The 20,446-nt window shown below is 37.3% G+C and carries 18 protein-coding genes; 3 read left to right on the top strand and 15 right to left on the bottom strand.

What is annotated here, in order from left to right; all coding sequences use genetic code 11:
• Positions 1 to 150 precede the first annotated feature (150 nt).
• The 5 genes from TS1_RS03880 to sufC all read right to left on the bottom strand — a co-directional run bounded on the left by TS1_RS03880 (position 151) and on the right by sufC (position 4,706).
• Positions 151 to 855 carry an NAD-dependent protein deacylase gene (locus tag TS1_RS03880; protein WP_068708039.1) on the bottom strand — a complete coding sequence of 235 codons (705 nt, stop codon included), beginning with the start codon at positions 853 to 855 and terminating at the stop codon, positions 151 to 153.
• A gap of 77 nt (positions 856 to 932) precedes the next feature.
• Positions 933 to 1,406: a Fe-S cluster assembly sulfur transfer protein SufU gene (gene sufU / locus TS1_RS03875; RefSeq protein ID WP_068708037.1), complete on the bottom strand. Its 474-nt coding sequence runs from the start codon at positions 1,404 to 1,406 to the stop codon at positions 933 to 935.
• On the bottom strand, positions 1,393 to 2,628 hold the full coding sequence (locus tag TS1_RS03870; protein WP_068708031.1) for a cysteine desulfurase: 1,236 nt from the start codon (positions 2,626 to 2,628) through the stop codon (positions 1,393 to 1,395). Before TS1_RS03870 ends, sufU begins: the two co-directional genes overlap by 14 nt.
• Positions 2,625 to 3,917: a Fe-S cluster assembly protein SufD gene (gene sufD, locus TS1_RS03865; protein WP_068708029.1), complete on the bottom strand. Its 1,293-nt coding sequence runs from the start codon at positions 3,915 to 3,917 to the stop codon at positions 2,625 to 2,627. Before sufD ends, TS1_RS03870 begins: the two co-directional genes overlap by 4 nt.
• A gap of 15 nt (positions 3,918 to 3,932) precedes the next feature.
• Positions 3,933 to 4,706: a Fe-S cluster assembly ATPase SufC gene (gene sufC, locus TS1_RS03860; RefSeq protein ID WP_068708027.1), complete on the bottom strand. Its 774-nt coding sequence runs from the start codon at positions 4,704 to 4,706 to the stop codon at positions 3,933 to 3,935.
• Between the two features lie 159 nt (positions 4,707 to 4,865).
• Between sufC and TS1_RS03855 the strand changes: the two genes are divergently transcribed.
• The gene (locus TS1_RS03855) at positions 4,866 to 5,324 is read left to right on the top strand and encodes a GNAT family N-acetyltransferase (protein WP_068708025.1); all 459 of its coding nucleotides are present in this window, start codon (positions 4,866 to 4,868) and stop codon (positions 5,322 to 5,324) included.
• 96 nt (positions 5,325 to 5,420) lie between these two features.
• Here the strand turns inward: TS1_RS03855 and TS1_RS03850 are convergent, their stop codons facing one another.
• From TS1_RS03850 to rpsO, 3 genes are all read right to left on the bottom strand, one after another.
• Positions 5,421 to 5,831, bottom strand: coding sequence for a hypothetical protein (locus TS1_RS03850; protein ID WP_068708023.1), 411 nt, complete (start codon positions 5,829 to 5,831; stop codon positions 5,421 to 5,423).
• A gap of 117 nt (positions 5,832 to 5,948) precedes the next feature.
• Positions 5,949 to 8,081 (bottom strand): polyribonucleotide nucleotidyltransferase, encoded by a 2,133-nt coding sequence (gene pnp, locus TS1_RS03845; protein ID WP_068708021.1) that lies wholly within the window; start codon positions 8,079 to 8,081, stop codon positions 5,949 to 5,951.
• A gap of 369 nt (positions 8,082 to 8,450) precedes the next feature.
• Entirely contained in the window at positions 8,451 to 8,720 is a 270-nt protein-coding gene (rpsO, locus tag TS1_RS03840; RefSeq protein WP_068708019.1) for a 30S ribosomal protein S15, read from the bottom strand.
• A gap of 274 nt (positions 8,721 to 8,994) precedes the next feature.
• Here rpsO and TS1_RS03835 point away from each other — a divergent pair, with 274 nt between their 5' ends.
• A complete protein-coding gene (locus tag TS1_RS03835; protein WP_068708017.1) occupies positions 8,995 to 9,285 on the top strand; it encodes a rhodanese-like domain-containing protein in 291 nt (96 codons plus the stop codon).
• 45 nt (positions 9,286 to 9,330) lie between these two features.
• On the opposite strand, the gene TS1_RS03830 is transcribed toward TS1_RS03835, so the two are convergent.
• Together TS1_RS03830 and TS1_RS03825 are read right to left on the bottom strand one after the other, a co-directional pair.
• Positions 9,331 to 10,506 (bottom strand): AI-2E family transporter, encoded by a 1,176-nt coding sequence (locus tag TS1_RS03830; protein WP_068708015.1) that lies wholly within the window; start codon positions 10,504 to 10,506, stop codon positions 9,331 to 9,333.
• A 15-nt stretch (positions 10,507 to 10,521) separates the two neighbouring features.
• Entirely contained in the window at positions 10,522 to 10,872 is a 351-nt protein-coding gene (locus tag TS1_RS03825) for a PTS glucitol/sorbitol transporter subunit IIA (RefSeq protein WP_068708013.1), read from the bottom strand.
• A gap of 164 nt (positions 10,873 to 11,036) precedes the next feature.
• On the opposite strand from TS1_RS03825, the gene TS1_RS03820 reads away from it, so the two are divergent.
• Positions 11,037 to 12,056, top strand: a complete 1,020-nt coding sequence (locus TS1_RS03820; RefSeq protein ID WP_068708011.1) for a lactonase family protein — start codon at positions 11,037 to 11,039, stop codon at positions 12,054 to 12,056.
• A gap of 114 nt (positions 12,057 to 12,170) precedes the next feature.
• Here TS1_RS03820 and abc-f read toward each other — a convergent pair whose 3' ends face one another.
• The 5 genes from abc-f to metG form a co-directional block, all read right to left on the bottom strand.
• A complete protein-coding gene (abc-f, locus tag TS1_RS03815) occupies positions 12,171 to 13,661 on the bottom strand; it encodes a ribosomal protection-like ABC-F family protein (RefSeq protein ID WP_068708009.1) in 1,491 nt (496 codons plus the stop codon).
• Positions 13,662 to 13,934: 273 nt separating this feature from the next.
• Entirely contained in the window at positions 13,935 to 14,357 is a 423-nt protein-coding gene (locus tag TS1_RS03810) for a hypothetical protein (protein WP_068708007.1), read from the bottom strand.
• 102 nt (positions 14,358 to 14,459) lie between these two features.
• Complete coding sequence (locus tag TS1_RS03805) at positions 14,460 to 15,113, bottom strand: PepSY domain-containing protein (RefSeq protein ID WP_068708004.1); 654 nt, start codon at positions 15,111 to 15,113, stop codon at positions 14,460 to 14,462.
• A 134-nt stretch (positions 15,114 to 15,247) separates the two neighbouring features.
• A complete protein-coding gene (locus TS1_RS03800; RefSeq protein WP_068708002.1) occupies positions 15,248 to 17,944 on the bottom strand; it encodes a cation-translocating P-type ATPase in 2,697 nt (898 codons plus the stop codon).
• A gap of 382 nt (positions 17,945 to 18,326) precedes the next feature.
• Complete coding sequence (gene metG / locus TS1_RS03795) at positions 18,327 to 20,339, bottom strand: methionine--tRNA ligase (RefSeq protein ID WP_068708000.1); 2,013 nt, start codon at positions 20,337 to 20,339, stop codon at positions 18,327 to 18,329.
• Positions 20,340 to 20,446: the final 107 nt, after the last annotated feature.

Below are 20,446 nucleotides of genomic sequence, written 5' to 3'. Positions count from 1 at the left end.
TTGCAAAGTTTTTTACCAACAATAAGGAGCTACCATTGCCTTCTTTTTTAAACTTGAAGATTTTTGAAAATATCAAAAGCCGAAAATGTTATCTATCAAGAATAAGAGTTTTTCCGGCTATTGAAAAGATGTTTTATTTAACTATTTTTTCTACTCAATTTCTACTTGCTCAAACTCTTTTACTGCATCGCCTGTAATCATCTTCCCGTTAGACGGCAAAGTGATGGGATCGCGATTAACAGCGACCATTTCGGCATCCGAAGATGCATATTGAATTAAACCAGCAAAAGGATACACCACAAAAGAAGTCCCCGCTACAACGATCAGGTCAGCTTGACTAATTGCTTCTACAGCTTTTTCGATCTTTTGTGTATCAATCGCTTCTTCATATAGCACAATATCTGTTCGTAATATTCCGCCACAGTTTTTATGGTACATGCTCGTTAAATAATCTTTTAGTTCAACATCCTGTCCACATTTTTGACAGTAGATAGAATAAATGTTGCCATGAAATTCAACTAAATGCTGAGGATCTGCACCAGCAGCAAGATGCAAGCCGTCGACATTTTGAGTAATAATATCTGCTTTTCCCCGGCGGGTAAATTCCGCCATTTTTTTATGAATAACATTTGGTTTAGCCTCTGGATAGATCATGTTATTTTTAACAAATTCATAATGTTTTTCGGGTTCGTTTGCTAAACAGCTATGACTTAACAAATATTCCGGGGCTTCTCCTGTAGAGTATAAACCGTTTTTTGAACGATAATCTGGGATACCAGACGCTGTCGATACACCAGCTCCAGTCAAAAATACAATTTTTCTTCCAGCGTGCAATAAGTTATTTAATTTACTCATTTAATTTCCTCCTTTGATAAGTGCAAAAAACACACAAGTAGTAGCTTCCTTGTGCGTTTTTTATAATCGTCTACTTTTTATTCATCATGTTTTATAAAACCTGTTTCTGCTATCGTTGGACCTGGCTTTTCAAGTGCTTTTTTTAACGCATTCCAAGATAATGTAGCACATTTGATACGAGCAGGAAATTTTGAGACACCGCTAAGTATCTCGGCATCACCTAATTTTTCTGCATTTTTTATATCTTTTCCTTGTACTAATAAAGAAAAAGTCTCTGCTAAATCCATGGCCTCTTCTATTGTTCTTCCTTTAACGACTTCTGTCATCATAGAGGCACTGGCCGTTGAAATTGAACAGCCGTGACCAGAAAAAGCAATCTCATGAATTGTATCATCTTTTATCTCAAGCTCCAAACAAAGGACATCTCCACATGTAGGATTATTTAACTCTATATGGTAGTTGGAATTTTCTAAATTTCCATGATTACGAGGGTGACTGGAATGGTCTAGGATAACCTGCCGATACAAATTTTGTAATTTAGAAAGTGCCATATTTAAAAAACTCCTTTGTCTCTTTGACCGCTTCAACTAAACGATCCGCATCTTCCTTTGTATTATATAAATAAAAACTTGCTCTTACCGTAGCTGCAACACCCAAATATTGTAAAAGAGGTTGTGCGCAGTGATGACCAGCTCGAGTTGCAACTCCTTGCATATCTAAAGCAGTCGCTACGTCATGTGGATGCAAATCATCTAAATTAAAAGCAATTACACCAGTATGTTCATAAGGGTCCTGCGGGCCATAAACTGTTAAACCTTCAATTGCCTGTAATTTGGGCAACACATAGGAGACCAGCTCTTTTTCATGCTGAAAAATCTCTACTAAACCTATCTTATCCAAATAGTCTATCGCCTCACCTAATCCGATTCCGCCAGCAATATTAGGCGTTCCTGCTTCAAATTTCCAAGGCAAATCCGCCCAAGTACTCTCATATAGGTGAACAAAATTAATCATTTCACCGCCAAATTCTACTGGTTCCATTTGTTCTAACCATTCTTGCTTGCCATATAACACACCAATTCCTGTCGGTCCACACATTTTATGTCCAGAAAAGGCATAAAAATCAACATCCAATTCTTTTACATTAACTGGCATATGAGGAACTGCTTGTGCTCCATCTACTACCATTATTGCCTGATGTAAGTGAGCTAAGTTCGTCAATTCAGCGATCGGATTTAACACACCTAAAACGTTGGAAGCATGGGTAATCGCTACAACTGCTGTTTTATTTGTAATCTGCTTTTTGGCTTCTTCCATGTCTAAAAATCCTTTTTTAGTTAAAGGAATATATTTTAAAACAGCCTTTTTTCTTTTGGCTAATTGTTGCCAAGCTACAATGTTAGAATGATGTTCCATATAGGAAATAACAATTTCATCACCTGCTTGTACAAAGCGATCACCAAAACTTCTAGCTATCCAATTTAAACTAGCTGTCGTTCCCTTAGTAAAAAGAATTTCCTCTGTTTTTTCAGCATGAATGAACTGGCATACTTTTTCTCGAGCTGTTTCATATTTCTGTGTTGCCCGCTGCGCTAAAGTATGCACTCCACGATGGACATTGGCATTTTCTTTCCGATAGTAGTTTTCAAGTGTTTGTAAAACAGCTTCTGGTTTTTGGGTTGTCGCTGCATTATCCAAATACACTAAGGCCTCATCATTTACAACTTGTTCTAAAATGGGAAACTCCTGGCGCAGCTTTTGAGCATTTATCACGCTTGTAACTTCCTTTCAATAACATTCACTAGCTCTTCTTCTACTTCTTTTATCGGTATAAAGCTTAAAACAGTACTTAAAAAGCCGCGGATGACCAAACGTTCTGCTTCTTTTTTAGGTAAGCCACGACTCATCAAATAATACATTTGCTCAGGGTCCACGCGACCTACACTAGCAGCATGACCCGCGGTCACTTCATTTTCATCAATCAACAAAATAGGATTGGCATCCCCGCGTGCCTTACTAGAAAGCATTAATACACGGCTTTCTTGTTGCGCGTCTGCCCCTTTTGCTCCTTTTAAAATTTGACCGATTCCATTAAAGGTTAATGTCGCACGATCACGAATAACACCATGCTGCAAGATATGCCCAATTGAGTGAGAAGCTTTGTTTGTTACGCGTGTATCAATCGCCTGCTTTTGATTTAAAGCGCTGATGGCAACTACATTGGTTTCAGCATGAGAACCTTCTCCTTCTAATTCAGAATCAAAATCCCCTATGACATCTCCCTCATTCATAACACCTATTGCCCAATCAATTGAAGCATTACGCAATAAATAGCCGCGCCTTTTTATATAACAAGAAAGATTTTCTCCTAATTGGTCAATTCCTGCAAACTTAATTTTAGCTTCGTCTTTAGCAATCACTTCTACCATCACATTGGCTGACACATTTTTTGCTGAACTACCTTCTGAAATAAAACGTTCAAGATAGCTAAATTCGCTATTTTCTTCCGCTACAATTAAAACATGCTTAAAAAAATGACTAGGCAAATCACTGTTATGATAAAAAACGGCTTCAATAGGTTGGGGAATAACCACATTTTTAGGAACATATAAAAATAATCCGCCGTTCATAAATGCAGCATGAGCTGCTGTTATTTTGTCCTCTTCTACTGAAACTGCTTTTGTCATGTAATATTTTTTCACCAATTCAGGGTATTGCTGCATCGCTGTAAAAATATCAGTGAAAATCACCCCTTTATCGACCAGGTCTTGGGGTAATTGTTCAAAAATAACTTTATCCCCTTGCTGAACTAAAACAGGACCTTCTTTTTTATTGTCAAGAGTAGAAAGATTATTAGTTATTTCTTGCTGCCGGGCTAAGCTCTTTTCATCAATGTTAAATAAAGGCCAATGATCATAACGTACTCGTTCAATTCTGCGTAAATCCAAAGCGTCCACTTTCTTTAATGCTGCTTGACGCAAATTATACATCCATTCAGGTTCTTTTTTTGCTATCGAAAAAGCGTTAACTGCATCAAGATAATCTATCAGATTTTTTTTCATAATCCTTGAGCCTCCCTACGCCTTTTCCTCTTCGTATTCAAAACCTAATTCTTTACTGATACCAGCATACCCTTCTTTTTCTAAACGTTTTGCTAGCTCTGCGTCCCCCGTTATAACTACACGACCGTCCATCATAATATGAACCACATCCGGTGTAATATAATTTAACAAACGCTGATAGTGAGTGATAATTAATGCGCCGAAATTTTCACCACGCATAGCATTGACTCCTTTAGCAACCACTTTTAGGGCATCAATATCAAGACCGGAATCAATTTCATCTAAGATGGCAAACGTGGGCTTTAGCATCAATAACTGTAAGATTTCATTTCGTTTTTTTTCTCCACCGGAAAATCCTTCATTTAAATAACGTTCGGCCATTTCTTCTGGCATATTTAGCAGTGCCATTTTTTGATCTAGTTCCTTAATAAATTGCATGACCGAAATTTGATCATCTTCCGCTCTTTTTGCATTAATAGAAGCGCGCATAAATTCAGCATTAGTAATCCCTGGAATTTCACTAGGATATTGCATAGCTAAAAACAAACCTAAACGTGCACGTTCATCTACTTCCATTTCCAGCACATTTTGTCCGTCGAATAACACTTCTCCTTGGGTTACTTTGTAATTTGGATTTCCCATAATAGCTGCTGATAAAGTTGACTTCCCGGTTCCATTAGGACCCATAATAGCGTGAACTTCTCCTGACTTGAGTACAAGATTGACACCCTTTAAAATTTCTTTATCTTCAATAGCTACGTGTAAATCTTTTATTTCTAAAATGGACATAGACTTTCCTCCATATTCTTTCTCTGTTCTCATTCATTGTAGACCAATTGTGAAAGAAGTTCAAATAACAATAGTAAACTTCATTTCAATAAAACTGAGTTAATTATTTAGAAAATCCGTTTTATTTTGTTATACTTTAATTAAAAGGAGGCGATTTCAATGAGATATCATTTGGAACCGATCACACAAAAAAATTGGCGCAAAGTTGCTCAGTTATCCGTAGCGCCTAATCAAAACGAACTAATTGAAGACAACGCCGAGTCATTACTAGAAGCTGCTTACGATTCATCCTATGATTGGACCCCAATTGCATTATGTGTTGACAATAAAATTGTTGGCTTTGCGATGATTGGAGCAGAAGACAAACAAAATAGAACGATTTTATTCGATCGTTTCATGATTGACCATAATGAACAAAAACAAGGGTATGGCCATGCGCTTTTCCAAGCAGTTTTAACTTATTTAGAAAATCGCTTTAAAGTGGATCATATTTATATCCGAGTACATCAAAAAAATGAACAAGCGATTCCTTTTTATGAATCATTTAACTTTGAGTTGACAGGTGAAAAAGACCCTAAAACAGAGAAGAAATTGATGTGGCGAAAAGTCCAGCGATAGACAAAAAGAGCTAAGACAAGAACATGAACTCTACTCAGTCAAGTAGACAGTAAAAAATTGTCTTAGCTTTTTTATTATTTTAAACTTGCCCCAATCTCATACCTTTTTGATAAATTGGTAATGACATTTGGAACAGTGGATCTTTATCTTCCCTTTGCCTTTAGGTGCTCGCAATGCTTTCTTACATTGCGGGCAGTGAAAATAAACGTAATTTTTACGATTTTGAAAAGCTTCTTTTCTTAATTTAAAGAAATTCTTTGTTTTATTTTTCCAACGTAAATATTTCTGATTTTCATTAGAACGAACATAAATACGTTTGGAGAAAAAACGATAGTAAACAATAACTATCAATAGCAGAGGGAGTAAATTTACCAATGGAATTGTGATAAATATATTCAAAATAAGTAGTGCTGCTGTTAAAATAAGCAACATTTTATTTAAAGAGTCGAAAACACCATATCTTCCTCGCATAAATTGAACGATTTTATTTTGCCAATTATATCTCATACATGATTCTCCTACTTATATTTATTATTACCATAGCACCCGCAGAGTAAAAAATTTTTATTTATGAAAAACACCTTACAAGCAATGACTACTTATAAGGTGTTCTTAAGGCTACTTTTATTTCTTATCTTTTTTGTCTTCTGATGTATTATCTTTCAACATTGCCTTTCTTGAAAGATTAATCCGTCCTTGCTTGTCAATTTCTGTTACTTTGACAAGAACTTCATCACCGACATGAAGAACATCTTCTACTTTATTTATTCGTTCGTTTGCTATTTGTGAAATGTGGACTAGCCCATCTTTGCCTTTTGCAATATTGACAAAGGCACCAAACTTTTCAATTCGAACGACTTTACCTAAATAAACTTCACCGGGCTTAATTTCTTTTGTCAAGTCTTTAATAATCGATACCGCTTTTTTAATCATTTCTGCATCAGAAGAAGCAATAGAAACATTGCCTTCTTGGTCAATATCAATTTTCACACCTGTTTCATCAATGATGCCATTAATGACGTCTCCACCCTTGCCGATAACGTCTTTAATCTTTTCTGGGTCAATCGAAATCATTTCAATCTTCGGTGCGTAAGAGCTTAATTCTTGTCTTGGTTGAGCAATCGTTGATGTTAGTTGTTGCAAAATCTCCATCCGTGCTTGTTTAGCTTGCGCTAAAGCTTCACGAAGAATTTGTTCTGTAATCCCTTGAATTTTGATATCCATCTGCAAGGCAGTAATTCCATCTTTGGTTCCGGCAACTTTAAAGTCCATATCCCCTAAGTGGTCTTCCATTCCTTGGATATCTGTTAGAATCGTATAATTTTCACCATCAGAAACAAGTCCCATAGCGATTCCAGCAACCGGCGCCTTAATTGGAACCCCTGCATCCATCAATGCTAAAGTGCCTGCACAAATACTTGCCTGTGAAGAAGAACCGTTTGATTCTAAAACTTCAGCAACTAAACGAATTGTATAAGGGAATTCTTCTTCGCTTGGAATAATTTGTGCTAATGCGCGTTCACCTAGTGCCCCATGTCCGATTTCTCGACGTCCTGGAGAACCTGCACGTCCGGTCGAGCCTACACTAAATTTAGGAAAATTATAATGATGGATAAAACGTTTCGATTCTTCTACGCCTAAACCATCGATAACTTGATGTTCGCCCAAAGGAGCCAATGTACATGCCGATAAAGCCTGTGTTTGTCCGCGTGTAAACAAACCTGAACCGTGAACACGCGGCAGCAAACCTACTTCAGAAGAAAGCGCTCGGATTTCATCAATTTTTCTACCATCCGGACGGATTTTATCAATGGTAATTAATTCGCGCACTACATCTTTTTCCAAATCTTCAGCAATTTGTGCAACTTCATTTGCTAAATGTTGTGCTTCCTCTTCTTCTAATTCATCAATTTGGTTTTCATACGCTTGTTTAACTGTTTCTTTCACGTTTTCAATTTCATCTTCACGTGCTAACTTTTCTTCTGTTAATACTGCGGTTTTCATTGTTTGATAATAAGCATCGTAAATTGTCTTTTGTAGATCTTCATCCACTTGCAACAAAGAAATTTCCATTTTTTCTTTGCCGCAGCTTGCTGTAACTTCTTCTTCAAAAGCAACCAATTCTTGAATCGCTGCATGACCAAACATCAAGGCACCTAACATATCTGCTTCAGTAACTTCTTTTGCGCCAGATTCAACCATATTAATGGCTTCACTAGTACCTGCCACTGTCAAATCAATATCTGATTTTTCATGTTGCTCTACGGTTGGGTTCAAAATATATTCTCCGTCAACACGGCCAACTTCCACACCTGCAATAGGACCATCGAATGGGATATCTGAAATGGATAAGGCCAACGATGAACCTAACATTGCTGCCATAGCTGGGGAGCAATCTTGCTCGACACTCATCACCGTATTTGTTACCTGAACTTCATTACGGAATCCTTCTGCAAACATTGGGCGAATCGGACGATCGATTAAACGTGCGGTCAATGTAGCATCCGTACTAGGACGTCCTTCCCTTTTGATAAAACCTCCAGGGATTTTTCCTACTGCATACATTTTTTCTTCATAATTGATCGTTAATGGGAAAAAGTCTGTTCCCTTTGCTTCTTTTGAAGCCACAACTGCACTTAATACTACAGTATCACCATAACGCACCAAAACAGCTCCATTTGCTTGTTTGGCAAGTTGTCCAACTTCTACTTGTAAGGGACGTCCTCCCCAAGTTGTTTCAAAAACTTGTTTTGTCATAACTTCTCCTTTTCTACTGTGCGTATAGGCTTGCTACTAAACAAATAAAAACATTGAAGTCTATTCAGTGCTTTTATTTGGTTAGTAGTTCAATCAAGCCAACAGTCACAGCTTTTTTATTAATTTATTAAAGTATAATATTTTAACATCCGTACTTACTACACCTTTTTTGCCGTCTAGTACGGTTCATCTCTCCGCTTAGCTCCCTTTGGTCGCTAAATCGTAGTGATTCGGTTTGGGGAACTACGCTCGTTCCTCTCGCCTAGTACTGTTCATCATCTTCTCTTAGCTCCCTTTGGTCGCTAAATCGCAGTGATTCACAGCAAAAAAGTGAGATCCGCTAGAACCCCACTTTTCTTTTTATCTTGATTAACGACGTAATCCTAAAGCTTGAATCAATTCGCGGTAACGAGTCACATCTTTATTACGTAAATATGCTAAAAGGTTACGACGATGTCCTACTTTTTTCATCAATCCGCGGTATGAATGGTGATCCTTTTTATGTTCACGAATATGTTCGTTCAATGAATTGATATCTTCAGTCAAAACAGCGATTTGAACTTCTGGTGAACCCGTATCTCCTTCATGACGCGCAAACTTTTTGATGATCTCATTTTTGCGTTCTTGTGAAATTGCCATTTTCTTCACCTCTTTTTCCTTATTCCTGTAACTGAGTAAAACGTTGGTGACTCGTTAAACTAAGAGACAGGCTATGCCTACAATAGACACAGGTATACTTTACTTGATTCTGACAAAAAAAGCAAGTTTGTCAGTTTATTTCTTGTTTTTTCTTTTTATGCTTTGCAAACATTAAGAAAAGTTTCAGTTCTTTTACATTATGAATGCACAAACTTGCATCTTAGATCAAAATCACCTACAATCAGACTTATCCAAAAAAGAAATGAGGGATATTATGCAATCCATTACCTTGCAAGACTTTCGTTCATTGCTTGGACAGTCCATTGCTGTTTTGGATATTAGAGATAAAGGCGCTTATAAAGAAAACCATATTAAAGGTGCCATCTCTATGCCAACAACTAGTCTGCCTAATCGGTTAGCTGAATTAGATAAGAATACGACGTATTACGTTTTAAGTCATTCTGGGCGTCGTTCTGAGATTATCGCTGAATTTTTAAATAATCATGGATACCAAGCAGTTCACGTTATTGGCGGCATGAAAGCATTAAAACAAGTTGCCGCTTGATAAATAAAAAAGCGTTGCAGCAAACATACAAGCTGCAACGCTTTTTTATTTATTTTTTTCATTTGTTGTATTTTTTGGTTCTTCATCTTCTGTATAAAGCCCAGAAACTACCTTATACCAATTAAAGACATTGGTGATAACCACCTTTAAAGCCGCATACGCCGGTACCCCTAAAACAACTCCAAAAAAGCCAAATAATTTACCTGCTGTTAATAATACAAATAAAATAGTAACTGGATGTATAGCTAACTGATTGCCTAGTACTAATGGAGAAATGAGGCGTCCTTCAATCGTCTGTTCAATAGCAAATACAATAATGACTTTAACTAATAACACAGGACCTCCAACGATCCCTAGAAAAATCGCCGGTATCATCGCTAAAAATGAACCAATATATGGAACTAAATTTAAAAATCCTGCAATTACGCCTAAAGTAATGGCATAATCTAAACCAATAATTGAAAAACCTACCATAAATAAAATAGCTACCGCAAAAGCAACAGCTAACTGCCCTCGAATGTAAGAAGAAACCTGCTGATTCATTTCTTTTAGCACTCTTAAGGTAGGCTGGCGCATTTTTGTTGGTAAAAATTGAACAAAATAAGGTGCAATTTTTTCCCCGTCTTTTAACAAATAAAATAAAATCACTGGCATTGTAACAATTGCAATAAAGATCGAAGCAACGGCACCAAAAAAGTTCCCAATACTTTGAACCGTCGTTTTCGAAATATTTTGTACTACATCGGTAATGGAGGACATAATTCTTTCACCAGAAATAGCGATTTGATCTTGAACTTTATCAAAAATTGGGTCAGAAAAAAAGTTTGCCAGAGCAGCTTGGACTGTATTAATATATCCTGGTAAACGATCGATGAAAGTAGCTGTCTGTTCCCGTATTTCTGGGACAATTACAACAACTCCCCAAGCAATGAGACTAGCAACTATAATGAATAAAGCAACAATGCTATAGTAGCGTTTAATCCCTTTTCTTTCAAAAAAGTCGACCACTGGATTCATCAAATAAAACAAAATCCCTGCTAGTATGATCGGTAAACCAACAATAGCCAAAAATTGCCAAACAGGGGAAAAAAGATAAGAAACTTTTGTAAAAAGATTGATAATCAATAAAACTAACAAAACAACTAATAGCCCTGTTACAAACTGATTATCTAAAAACCACTTCCAAAACCAGGAAAAAGGTCGTTTATCCTTTTTTTCCATAAAAAATTTCCTCCTCTAGCAATAAGTAATTGTCATCCCTTCAGAAATATCCGGAACTTTTGCCGGTGTTAAGTAAACACTACTTGACATTTTGTTTTGTGCATCCTCAGAAAATACAAACGAAGTGTGTTGAATTGTCTGTAAATTTTGATTGACTAAACGTCCTACATAGGTCACTTGGTATTCTTGCTCGCCGAAATAAACCTTATTCCCTGCAGTTAATTCAATTTTTTCAGGTTCATCTATGGCTTGTATGATCGAATAAGGTTTTAGCCCTTCAGTCACATTTTCTCCGAAAAATATCAGTATGTTTTCATCTTTATCAACGGCTTGATCGCCAACTTGCAAGATTTTACCTTGTTGCATATATGCGTTCCTCCTAGTATCTTTTTATAATTAGAATTATACCACATTAATCCCTTAGCCGAAGGAATTCCGTTTTAATTCTGTGCTTTTAACAAGTAAAACAGATTTTTTTCTAACTATTCTATGGTAAAATAAAGTGTGCATAATTTACAAGGAGGAATAATATGCGTGAAAGAATATTATTAGGAACTTATACCAGAGGAGAAAGTAAAGGAATTTATTCAGCTCAATTGGACACACAAGAAAAAAAGCTGTCAGATTTAACTCTTGAAGCTGCAGAAGTAAGCCCGACTTATTTAGCACAAAGTCAAACAAAGAATCTTTATAATGTCACTTCTGTTGATGATAAAGGCGGAATAGCTGCTTACGATTCTTCATTTAATTTTTTAAATGCAGTAACTGAAGAAGGGGCTCCTTTGTGCTATGTTGCAGTTGATAACCAAAGACAGTTAGTTTATGGCGCAAATTATCATAAAGGCGAAGTAAATGTCTATCAAATTTTAGCCGATGGGTCGCTCAAAGCTAGCGATGCTGTCTACCATGATGAACCGACAGGTCCTCATGAAAACCAAGATCATGCACATGCCCACTATGCAAACTTAACTCCCGATAACCGCCTAGCTGTTTGTGATTTAGGTACTGACTGTGTGTACACCTACGACGTATCCGCAGATGGAAAGCTAACAGAAACCGCCGTATTTCAAGCACCGGCTGGTACTGGTCCTCGACACCTTGTTTTCCATCCAAATGAAAAATACGCTTATCTTTTCGGCGAGTTGGATAGCACGGTAACTGTATTAACTTACGATGCAGCCACAGGACAATTTACACAAGATAATAAATTATCCACGATACCGGAAGATTACCATGACTTTAATGGCGGCGCAGCTATCCGTATTACTTCAGATGGAAAATTCCTTTACGTTTCAAACCGTGGACATAACTCACTTACTGTCTTTGCTGTAAAAGATAACGGAAAAAACTTAGAAACGATTCAAAATATTTCAACTGAAGGCGACTTTCCCCGTGATTTTAATCTAGATCCGACTGAAAAATTTATTGTTTGCGGCCATCAAAAATCAGACAATCTTACACTATTTGAACGTAATGAGCAAACGGGAGAGCTTACTCTTATTAGCAAAGACTTCTATGCTCCTGAATGTGTCTGCGTATTATTTGGTTAATCATAAAACCCAAGCGAACTTTTACTAATAAAGATCGCTTGGGTTTTTAATTGTTTTTCATATGCTATCTTTTCTAGTAAGTCTTCTGAATACTTTCCTTTATTAAAATAAATATTACAAATAAACTATTTTTGTGGCAATATTTTGCAAAAAAGTGGCTTCATGTTCCACAACTAGCATAGTTGGTTGCACACTTTGAATCACCGCTTCTAATTGTTCATGGTTAAAAACGTCTAAATAATTTAACGGTTCATCCCAAATGAATAACTCTGCTGGTGTAGCTAATGATTTCGCTAATTCTACGCGTTTGCGTTGACCTAAACTCATCTGTTCAATACGATTAGCAAATACTTTACGTTCCACTCCTAATTTATGCAAATTAGTCAGTAATTCTTCGTACGATAAATGGTGTGCTTGAGCAAATTCTTGCAGCGTTCCGGTGTTATCTTCATAATTTTGCCGCACATAGCTGATACTTAAATCGTGTGCGAAAGTCGCTTTTCCGCTGACCTTTCCGTTAAACTCTCCTAATAAAAATTGGATAATCGAAGACTTTCCAGAACCATTGGGCCCTTGAATCGCTAAACGCTGCCCTTGTTTAATTTCAAAAGAAGCAGGGGGAAACAGAGGCTGTTCTGTATAGCTAAGTTGCAATGCTTCTACTTTGAGTAATTGCTTATGATAAGAAGGCTGATAGTTCATGGTTAAAGACTCAACATCTTCAATATCATACAATAAACCCTTTTTTTCATCAGCCTTTTCTTCCATACGGTTAACAATAGCTTTAGAGCGCTTCATCGTACGGGCTGCCCTGGCTCCAATGGCTCCCGTGTCATAAATCGCACCGCTGCCTTTTTGCGTAGGCTTCCCTTTTTTATCTTTTTCTCTACTACGTGACCACTCAGCTTTTTCCGCAGCTGATTGCTGCAGTCGTCCGATTTCTTTTTTTAGCTTTTGATTTTGTTCTTGTTCGTAACGGTCACGTTTTTCTTTTTGCTCTTCATAAGTAGCAAAGTTTCCTTGATATAATACAAGTTGGCTTTTTTCAATCGAAAGGATATGATCTACTATCTCATTAACAAAACTACGGTCATGACTTACTACAATAAATCCACTTCTTTTTGCTTTTAAATAATCAGCTACTTGTTGGCGAGCAGTAATATCTAGATGATTGGTTGGCTCATCAATTAAAGGAAAATATTGGTCATCAACAAATAACAAAGCAAGTAATGCTTTTGTCTGCTCTCCACCTGACAAACTAGCAAAAGGGCGCCATAAAATTTCAGGGTCTGCCTGTAATAGATTTAATTCTCGCTCCATTTCCCATAAAGCAAAAGCAGACACTTCTTGCAAACAATCATAGGTTAATTGGGTTTTATCGGATATTTCTTGTGGAAAATAGGTAAACTTCAACTGATGACTAATTGTCCCGCTATAAGAATATTTTCCTAACATTAACTGTAGTAAAGTCGTTTTGCCGCGACCATTTCTACCAATTAGCCCCAGTTTCCACTGAGTATCAATAACTAAATTTGCTTGATCAAACAGCAAACTTGCCATAGTGTCAAAACCAAACGTTAAATTCTTCATCTCAATCTTACTCATCATCTTCACCTCGCCTTGCTTGTTAAAGCAAGAAAAAATGCCAATCCTATTTTCAAGGACGGCATTTCAAAAAAGGTATACAAAAAGACCTTCAAAGAAAAATAGCCGACCTTGAAAATCTGCACACTGCTCCCTTTATAAAAGTTACAGTCTTTTTGCAGCCTTCAACTAATCGACTTAATTTTTCAATAGAAGATCCCTCGTTTCTGTATTTATTGATTTTAAAGTAACATATTCAGCTAAGCTTGGCAAACTAAAACATTGCTTTAAAATTTATATCAAAGAATTCGTGATTTTTTGTAAAGCAAGAGCAATACTATCTGTTGCTTGGTCTTGCTTTTGTTCAGCAGCATCAAAAGCTGCGACATCAACATCGTTAGTGATACTTTCTATCATGTCCTGGCAACCATCCACATAGCTTTGATAGGCTTGCTCCATTTTTTTATGAACGCCCATTACGCGAGCAGGGACTCGCAAACCAGACAATGTTTTAAGCAGCTGGCGATATTGTGCTGTGCCTTTTTTAAAGACTTCAACTGTTTCTAACTGCTTATCCTCTGTTAATTCATCTATTTTGTCTTCATCGATCAGTGTACGAATTTCTTCATAATGAGAATTCATTGTTTCTCCAACTTCTTCTGTTTCTTTGACAATCTGATTGATTTTTTGCATGTAAAAATTAGGATTGGGTTTCAAAAGTTTATCCCTCTTTCTTTTTTATTCGATAAACTTATTTTACCTTGTTTCTTTTCATTAGAAAAGAGTAAACTCCTTACTTCAAAAAAGAAGAAAATATACTTAATCTTCTTCATTTACTTCAAGCACTTCACCGCTTTGAGCATTTATTTTTACTTCAACTTCGTTGTGCCCTTTTTTTACTTCAACTTCCCAATAAGTAATCTTTAAATCCTTATCTAGTTTCCAATCGACTGCTTCACCTCCGCCTGCTTCATCGGTAGCGATTTTCGCTGCTTCTTGTATGCTTAAAAGCTTTGTTAAATCAACTTTATCCTGTGCTCGTTTTTTTCCATCTTGTTCATTTGTATCCAATTTTTCCGTTTCTTGCTTTTCAGTATTTTCGTTTTTTGCATCAATTCGCAATTCATATTCTGTATCATCATCTAAGCCTTCAACTTCATAATAATACTTTCCATTTGAACGCTCTAAATTGATTTCTGTAATGTCTGTATCTGGCAATTCATCTTGATAAATTTGGATGGCATCTGCTACTGAAACGCTGATTTGGTCTTGCTTATAGGAAGCTGTTTCTTCTGAATTTGAGCTTGCTGACTGCGAAGAAGTAGAACCGCTATCTAAAGTTTGACTAGTTGTAGTACTTTGAGTGGTTTGAGAACTTCTACTTTGTTCTGATTGTTCGTCCTCACTTTGCGTACATCCTGCTAATGTCAATGTTGCTACAAACGGCATGATATAAAACAACGCTTTTCTCATCAAAAGTCCCTCCCTTTGAGTTATGTACTTAAACTTCTATCTTCGTTTCACTTTCATAGTAGCCTTATCTCACAATAAACACAATGATTTGAGCTTAAAAAAGCCTCGATACGATAACGTATCGAGGTCTTCTTTTAAGATTTGCCCATTGCGCGCTGTACAACTTTCACAATTTCTACAATTGGGATAATCGCAAAGGATGTTCCTAGCACAATCCCCCATTGGTACATGTCTAAATGGGCCACTCTAAAGATATCGTTTAGACCCGGCACAATAATAATGATCATCATCATGACAAAGGAGAGTAAAATCGCCCAATTAAAGGATCGATTTCTAAAAGGCCCTACCTTAAATAAAGATTGATGGATGGATTTCACATTAAAGGCATGGAATAACTGCATCAACCCCAAAGTCGCAAAAGCCATCGTCAAAGCATCTTCGTGAATCGCATTATACGTCGCATGGACCGGCCATTGGATGGCAGACCAATAAACAAATAATACCGAAGCTGCTTCTACAATCCCTTGATAAACAATGCTGCTCATCACACCGCCAGAAAAGAAATTTGATTTCTTGCCCCGTGGTTTGTGCTGCATCAGATTTCTTTCTGCCGGTTCCATCCCCAGAGCGATTGCCGGGAAGGTATCCGTTACAAGGTTAATCCACAACAAATGAATCGGAAGCAAGGTATCCCATCCCATCAAAGTGGAGATGAACAACGTTAAAACTTCTCCTAGGTTGGCTGCCATCAGATATTGAATAGCTTTTTGGATATTAGAGAAAACTTTTCGTCCTTCTTCTACAGCTACAACAATAGTGGCAAAGTTATCATCGGCTAATACCATATCAGAAGCGCCTTTAGAAACTTCCGTTCCAGTAATTCCCATACCGATTCCGATATCGGCTTGTTTTAGCGCCGGCGCATCATTGACGCCATCGCCTGTCATACCTACAACTTTTCCTTCTTCTTGCCAAGCACCGACAATTCGCACTTTATGTTCTGGCGATACCCGAGCATAGACCGAATATTTTTCAACATTTTGTTTAAATTCTTCATCTGACATCTTATCAAGCTGAGCTCCTGTCAATACAGCATGCTCATCGCCTTTATTAATGATGCCTAAACGAGCAGCAATCGCTTCAGCTGTGTCTCGGTGATCTCCTGTAATCATAATTGGCCGGATGCCAGCGCCTTTAGCTTCTTTTACTGCTTCCGCAGCTTCTGGACGTTCCGGATCGATCATCCCCACAAGCCCCGCAAATATTAAGTCATTTTCAACCCATTGAGGCTCCAAAGTTTCGGGCACTTCTTCAATATATTTATAAGCCGTTCCTAAGACACGTAAGGCTTGCCGTGCCATATTTTGGTTATTGTCCAAAATCGTTTGTTTTTGCTTTTCATCTAATGTTTTCACTTCGCCGGAAAGCAACACTTGATTGGTTCGTTCGAGTAAAACATCCGGTGCCCCTTTAACAGCCACCAAGTAATTTCCCTCTGCTAATTTATGGATCGTACTCATCATTTTTCGATCTGAATCAAACGGAAGGTCTGCCACACGGGGTTCTTTTTTGACCGCTTCTCTTACATCAAATCCTTTATTTAAGCCAAACTGCACCAGCGCTGTTTCTGTTGGGTCTCCTAATAATTGCCCTTCTTTACCAAACTGGGTATCATTGGCAAAATTCATAATTTTAAGCGCCATATTATCTTGTGAAATTTCATCTGAAGCTGCATATTGATGATCATCAACATACAGTTTTTCTACAGTCATTTGGTTTAATGTTAAAGTCCCCGTTTTATCGGAAGCAATAATATCGGTAGCTCCTAAGGTTTCAACCGCCGGTAATTTTCGAATCATCGAATTCCGCTTGGACAATACTTGCGTCCCTAAAGCTAAAATAATCGTTACAATCGCTGGTAGTCCTTCCGGAATGGCAGCTACTGCAAGAGAGATGGAAGTTAACAACATATCCACCCAGCCACGATCGTTAATTCCTGTTCCCACAAAGAACATCACAATCGCTATACCGATAATCGCATAAGTCAAGAATTTCCCTAACTGGTTCAAATTGCGTTTTAGCGGCGTTTGCGTTTCGTCTGCAGAAGCAATCATTCCCGCAATTTTCCCCACTTCTGTCGTCATGCCGGTGTTTACTACAACACCTTTCCCACGCCCATAGGTCACATTACTATTCGAATAAGCCATGTTTACCCGATCGCCAATACCGATATCCTCACCTTCAAGGACGTCTAATTTCTTTTCAACCGGTACTGATTCACCGGTCAAGGCGGCTTCCTCGATCTTTAAAGAACTCGCCTCTAACAGCCGCATATCTGCCGGAACGACATCGCCTGCTTCTAATAAAACAATATCCCCAGGTACGAGCTGCTCACTATTTACTGTGATTCTATGGCCATTACGTAAGATATTGGCTTCTGGCGTTGACATTTCACGCAAAGCTTCAATCGCTTGCTCAGCTTTCGATTCTTGAACAACCCCCATAACGGCATTAATTACAACGACCGCCAAAATGATAATCGCGTCAACCCATTCTCTATTTCCCTCTTCATTCGGAACAATAGCTGAAATCGCCGCAGCGACTAATAAGACGATGATCATTAAATCCTTAAATTGAGCAATAAATTTTTGCAAGGTCGTCGTCGTTTTTCCCTCTTCTAATTCATTGGGCCCATATTCAGACAAACGCTGCTCGGCTTGCTCATCAGTAAGACCTTCTGAAGAAGTATCCAGCTCATTTAACACTTCTTCTGAATTTTGGGAATAAAAAGCTTGGGATAGCTGTTCCTTTTTTTCCTTTTCTTCTGGCATAGTTCTCCTCCTCTAAATTTGTCACACAAGAATATCTTAAAAAAATAGACTTGTGTATGCCAAAAAACATACATAAGTCTCACTAATTAAGGCAACACCAGAAATTTCTTCCAGGGTTGGTGATGTTGCCACAGCGTGCTTGCTGCTAGTTACTCCCTTATGAAAAATTATTGATAAAATTATTATACAAGATGTTGTGCGGCATTACAATTTTAAAAAACAAATATTCGTAAAAAGCTTGCAGAAAGTTTTTCCATATGTGCACCCATGTTTTCAATAAAAAAAAGCACATCATTTTTTTCTTCCTATAAAGATTACGCTATACATAATTATTTCAATAAAAAATACCACCTTGTATTTGGCAAGATGGTATTTTTTAAATTTAAGCGACAATAGCACCATTAGGCATTTCTTTAGGTGCTTCAACAATCTTTAATTTGCCCGTTGCGGGATCTTCTGCTGAAAGAATCATCCCTTGGCTAACCTGTCCTCGCATTTTACGTGGTTTTAAGTTGGCCACAACAACCACTTTAGTTCCAATCAACGCATTAGGGTCTGGATAAAATTCAGCAATTCCTGAAAGGATTTGACGATCTTGTTTATCACCACAAGCTAAACGGAATTGTAGTAATTTATCTGCTCCTTCCACCTTCTTGCAATCAATCACTTCAGCTACTTTTAATTCGACTTTATCAAAATCATCGTACTTAATTTGTTTGTTTTTTTCAGAAACAAGTTCAGTTTCTTCAGGGTCCCATTTAACAGTTTCGTCATTTGTTTGTGTGCCCTCTGCCATTTTATTTTGAATGTAAGCTATCTCAACTTCTGCATCTAAACGTGGAAAGATAGGAGAACCCTTACTAACCACTTTTGTATCATGAGGGAACTCACCAAACCGTAGTTCTTGTAGTTCTTTAGGTTCTTCGTCAAGACCTAGTTGTTTGAAAATCTTCGTTGAAGTTTCAATCATCACTGGTTGTAAAAGAATTGCTGTAATACGTAAACTTTCAGCTAAATGTACCATGACACTGTTTAATTCTGCTTTTTTATCTTCTTCTTTAGCTAATTTCCAAGGTTCAGTTTCATCAATGTATTTATTGGCTCGCGAAATTAAACCCCATATTTCAGAAAGCGCAGTACTAAATTCCATCTTATCCATCGCTTCACGGTAACGACCCACTACGTTCGCAGCTGTCGTCGACAATTCGCTATCGTATGGAGTTACTTTAGAAGCATAATCGGGAACAATTCCGTCACAATATTTATTAATCATCGCAACAGTACGATTCAACAAGTTGCCCAAATCATTCGCTAAGTCATAATTTACCCGAGAAACAAAATCTTCTGGCGTAAACACACCGTCACTGCCAAAAGGAACAGAACGTAAAAGATAATAACGTAAAGCATCTAAGCCATAACGTTCTACCAACATTTCAGGATACACAACGTTTCCTTTTGACTTAGACATTTTACCGTCTTTCATTAGTAACCATCCGTGCGCAAAAACTTGTTTGGGTAAAGGAAGCCCCAATGCCATTAACATAATCGGCCAATAAATTGTATGAAAACGTACAATTTCTTTACCTACCATGTGCACATCAGCTGGCCAATATTTTTCAAAGTTGGTTTCATCTTCCGAGCCGTAACCTAAAGCTGTAATATAAGTTGACAAAGCGTCAATCCAAACATAAACAACATGTTCAGGGTTCGCATTGACCGGGATTCCCCAATTAAATGTCGTCCTTGAAACGGCCAAGTCTTCTAAACCAGGTTCAATGAAGTTTTTTAGCATTTCATTTTTTCGCGATTCAGGTCGGATAAATTCAGGATGCTCTTCATAATACTGTACCAAACGGTCAGCGTACTTACTCATCCGGAAAAAATAAGATTCTTCTTGAATAAGTTCAACTTCATGCCCACTGGGAGCTTTCCCGCCGATTACATTTCCTTGTTCGTCACGGTATACTTCTTCTAATTGTTTTTCAGTGAAAAATTCTTCATCAGAGACAGAATACCAACCTTCGTATTTTCCTAGATAAATATCTCCTTGATCTAATAACTGCTGAAAAATCTTTTGCACAGCTTTTTGGTGATAATCATCCGTTGTACGAATAAATTTATCATAACTAATGTCTAAGGTTTTCCATAGTTTTTTAATATCAGCCGCCATTTTGTCCACATAGTCTTGCGGCTCTACTCCTAATTCTTCTGCTTTTTGTTCAATTTTTTGCCCGTGTTCATCTACACCGGTCAAATAAAATACGTCAAACCCCATTAAACGCTTATAACGAGCCATTGCATCACAGGCGATCGTTGTATAAGAGTTTCCAATATGTAATTTACCACTAGGATAATAAATCGGTGTAGTAATATAAAATGTTTCTTTTTCCCCCATGGGTAAAAGTTCCTCCTTTAAAGACAAGTTCATACTTTTGATAGTATAACATAATTTAATTCACCTGTTCTATTTTTCTAGTCTGAATTTGTTATTTTCTTATTAAC

The sequence above is a fragment of the Tetragenococcus solitarius NBRC 100494 genome (assembly GCF_001544195.1).
Classification (GTDB): domain Bacteria; phylum Bacillota; class Bacilli; order Lactobacillales; family Enterococcaceae; genus Tetragenococcus; species Tetragenococcus solitarius.
Note: the sequence above shows the minus strand (reverse complement) of the source record. Positions and strands in the feature narration are given on the sequence as shown.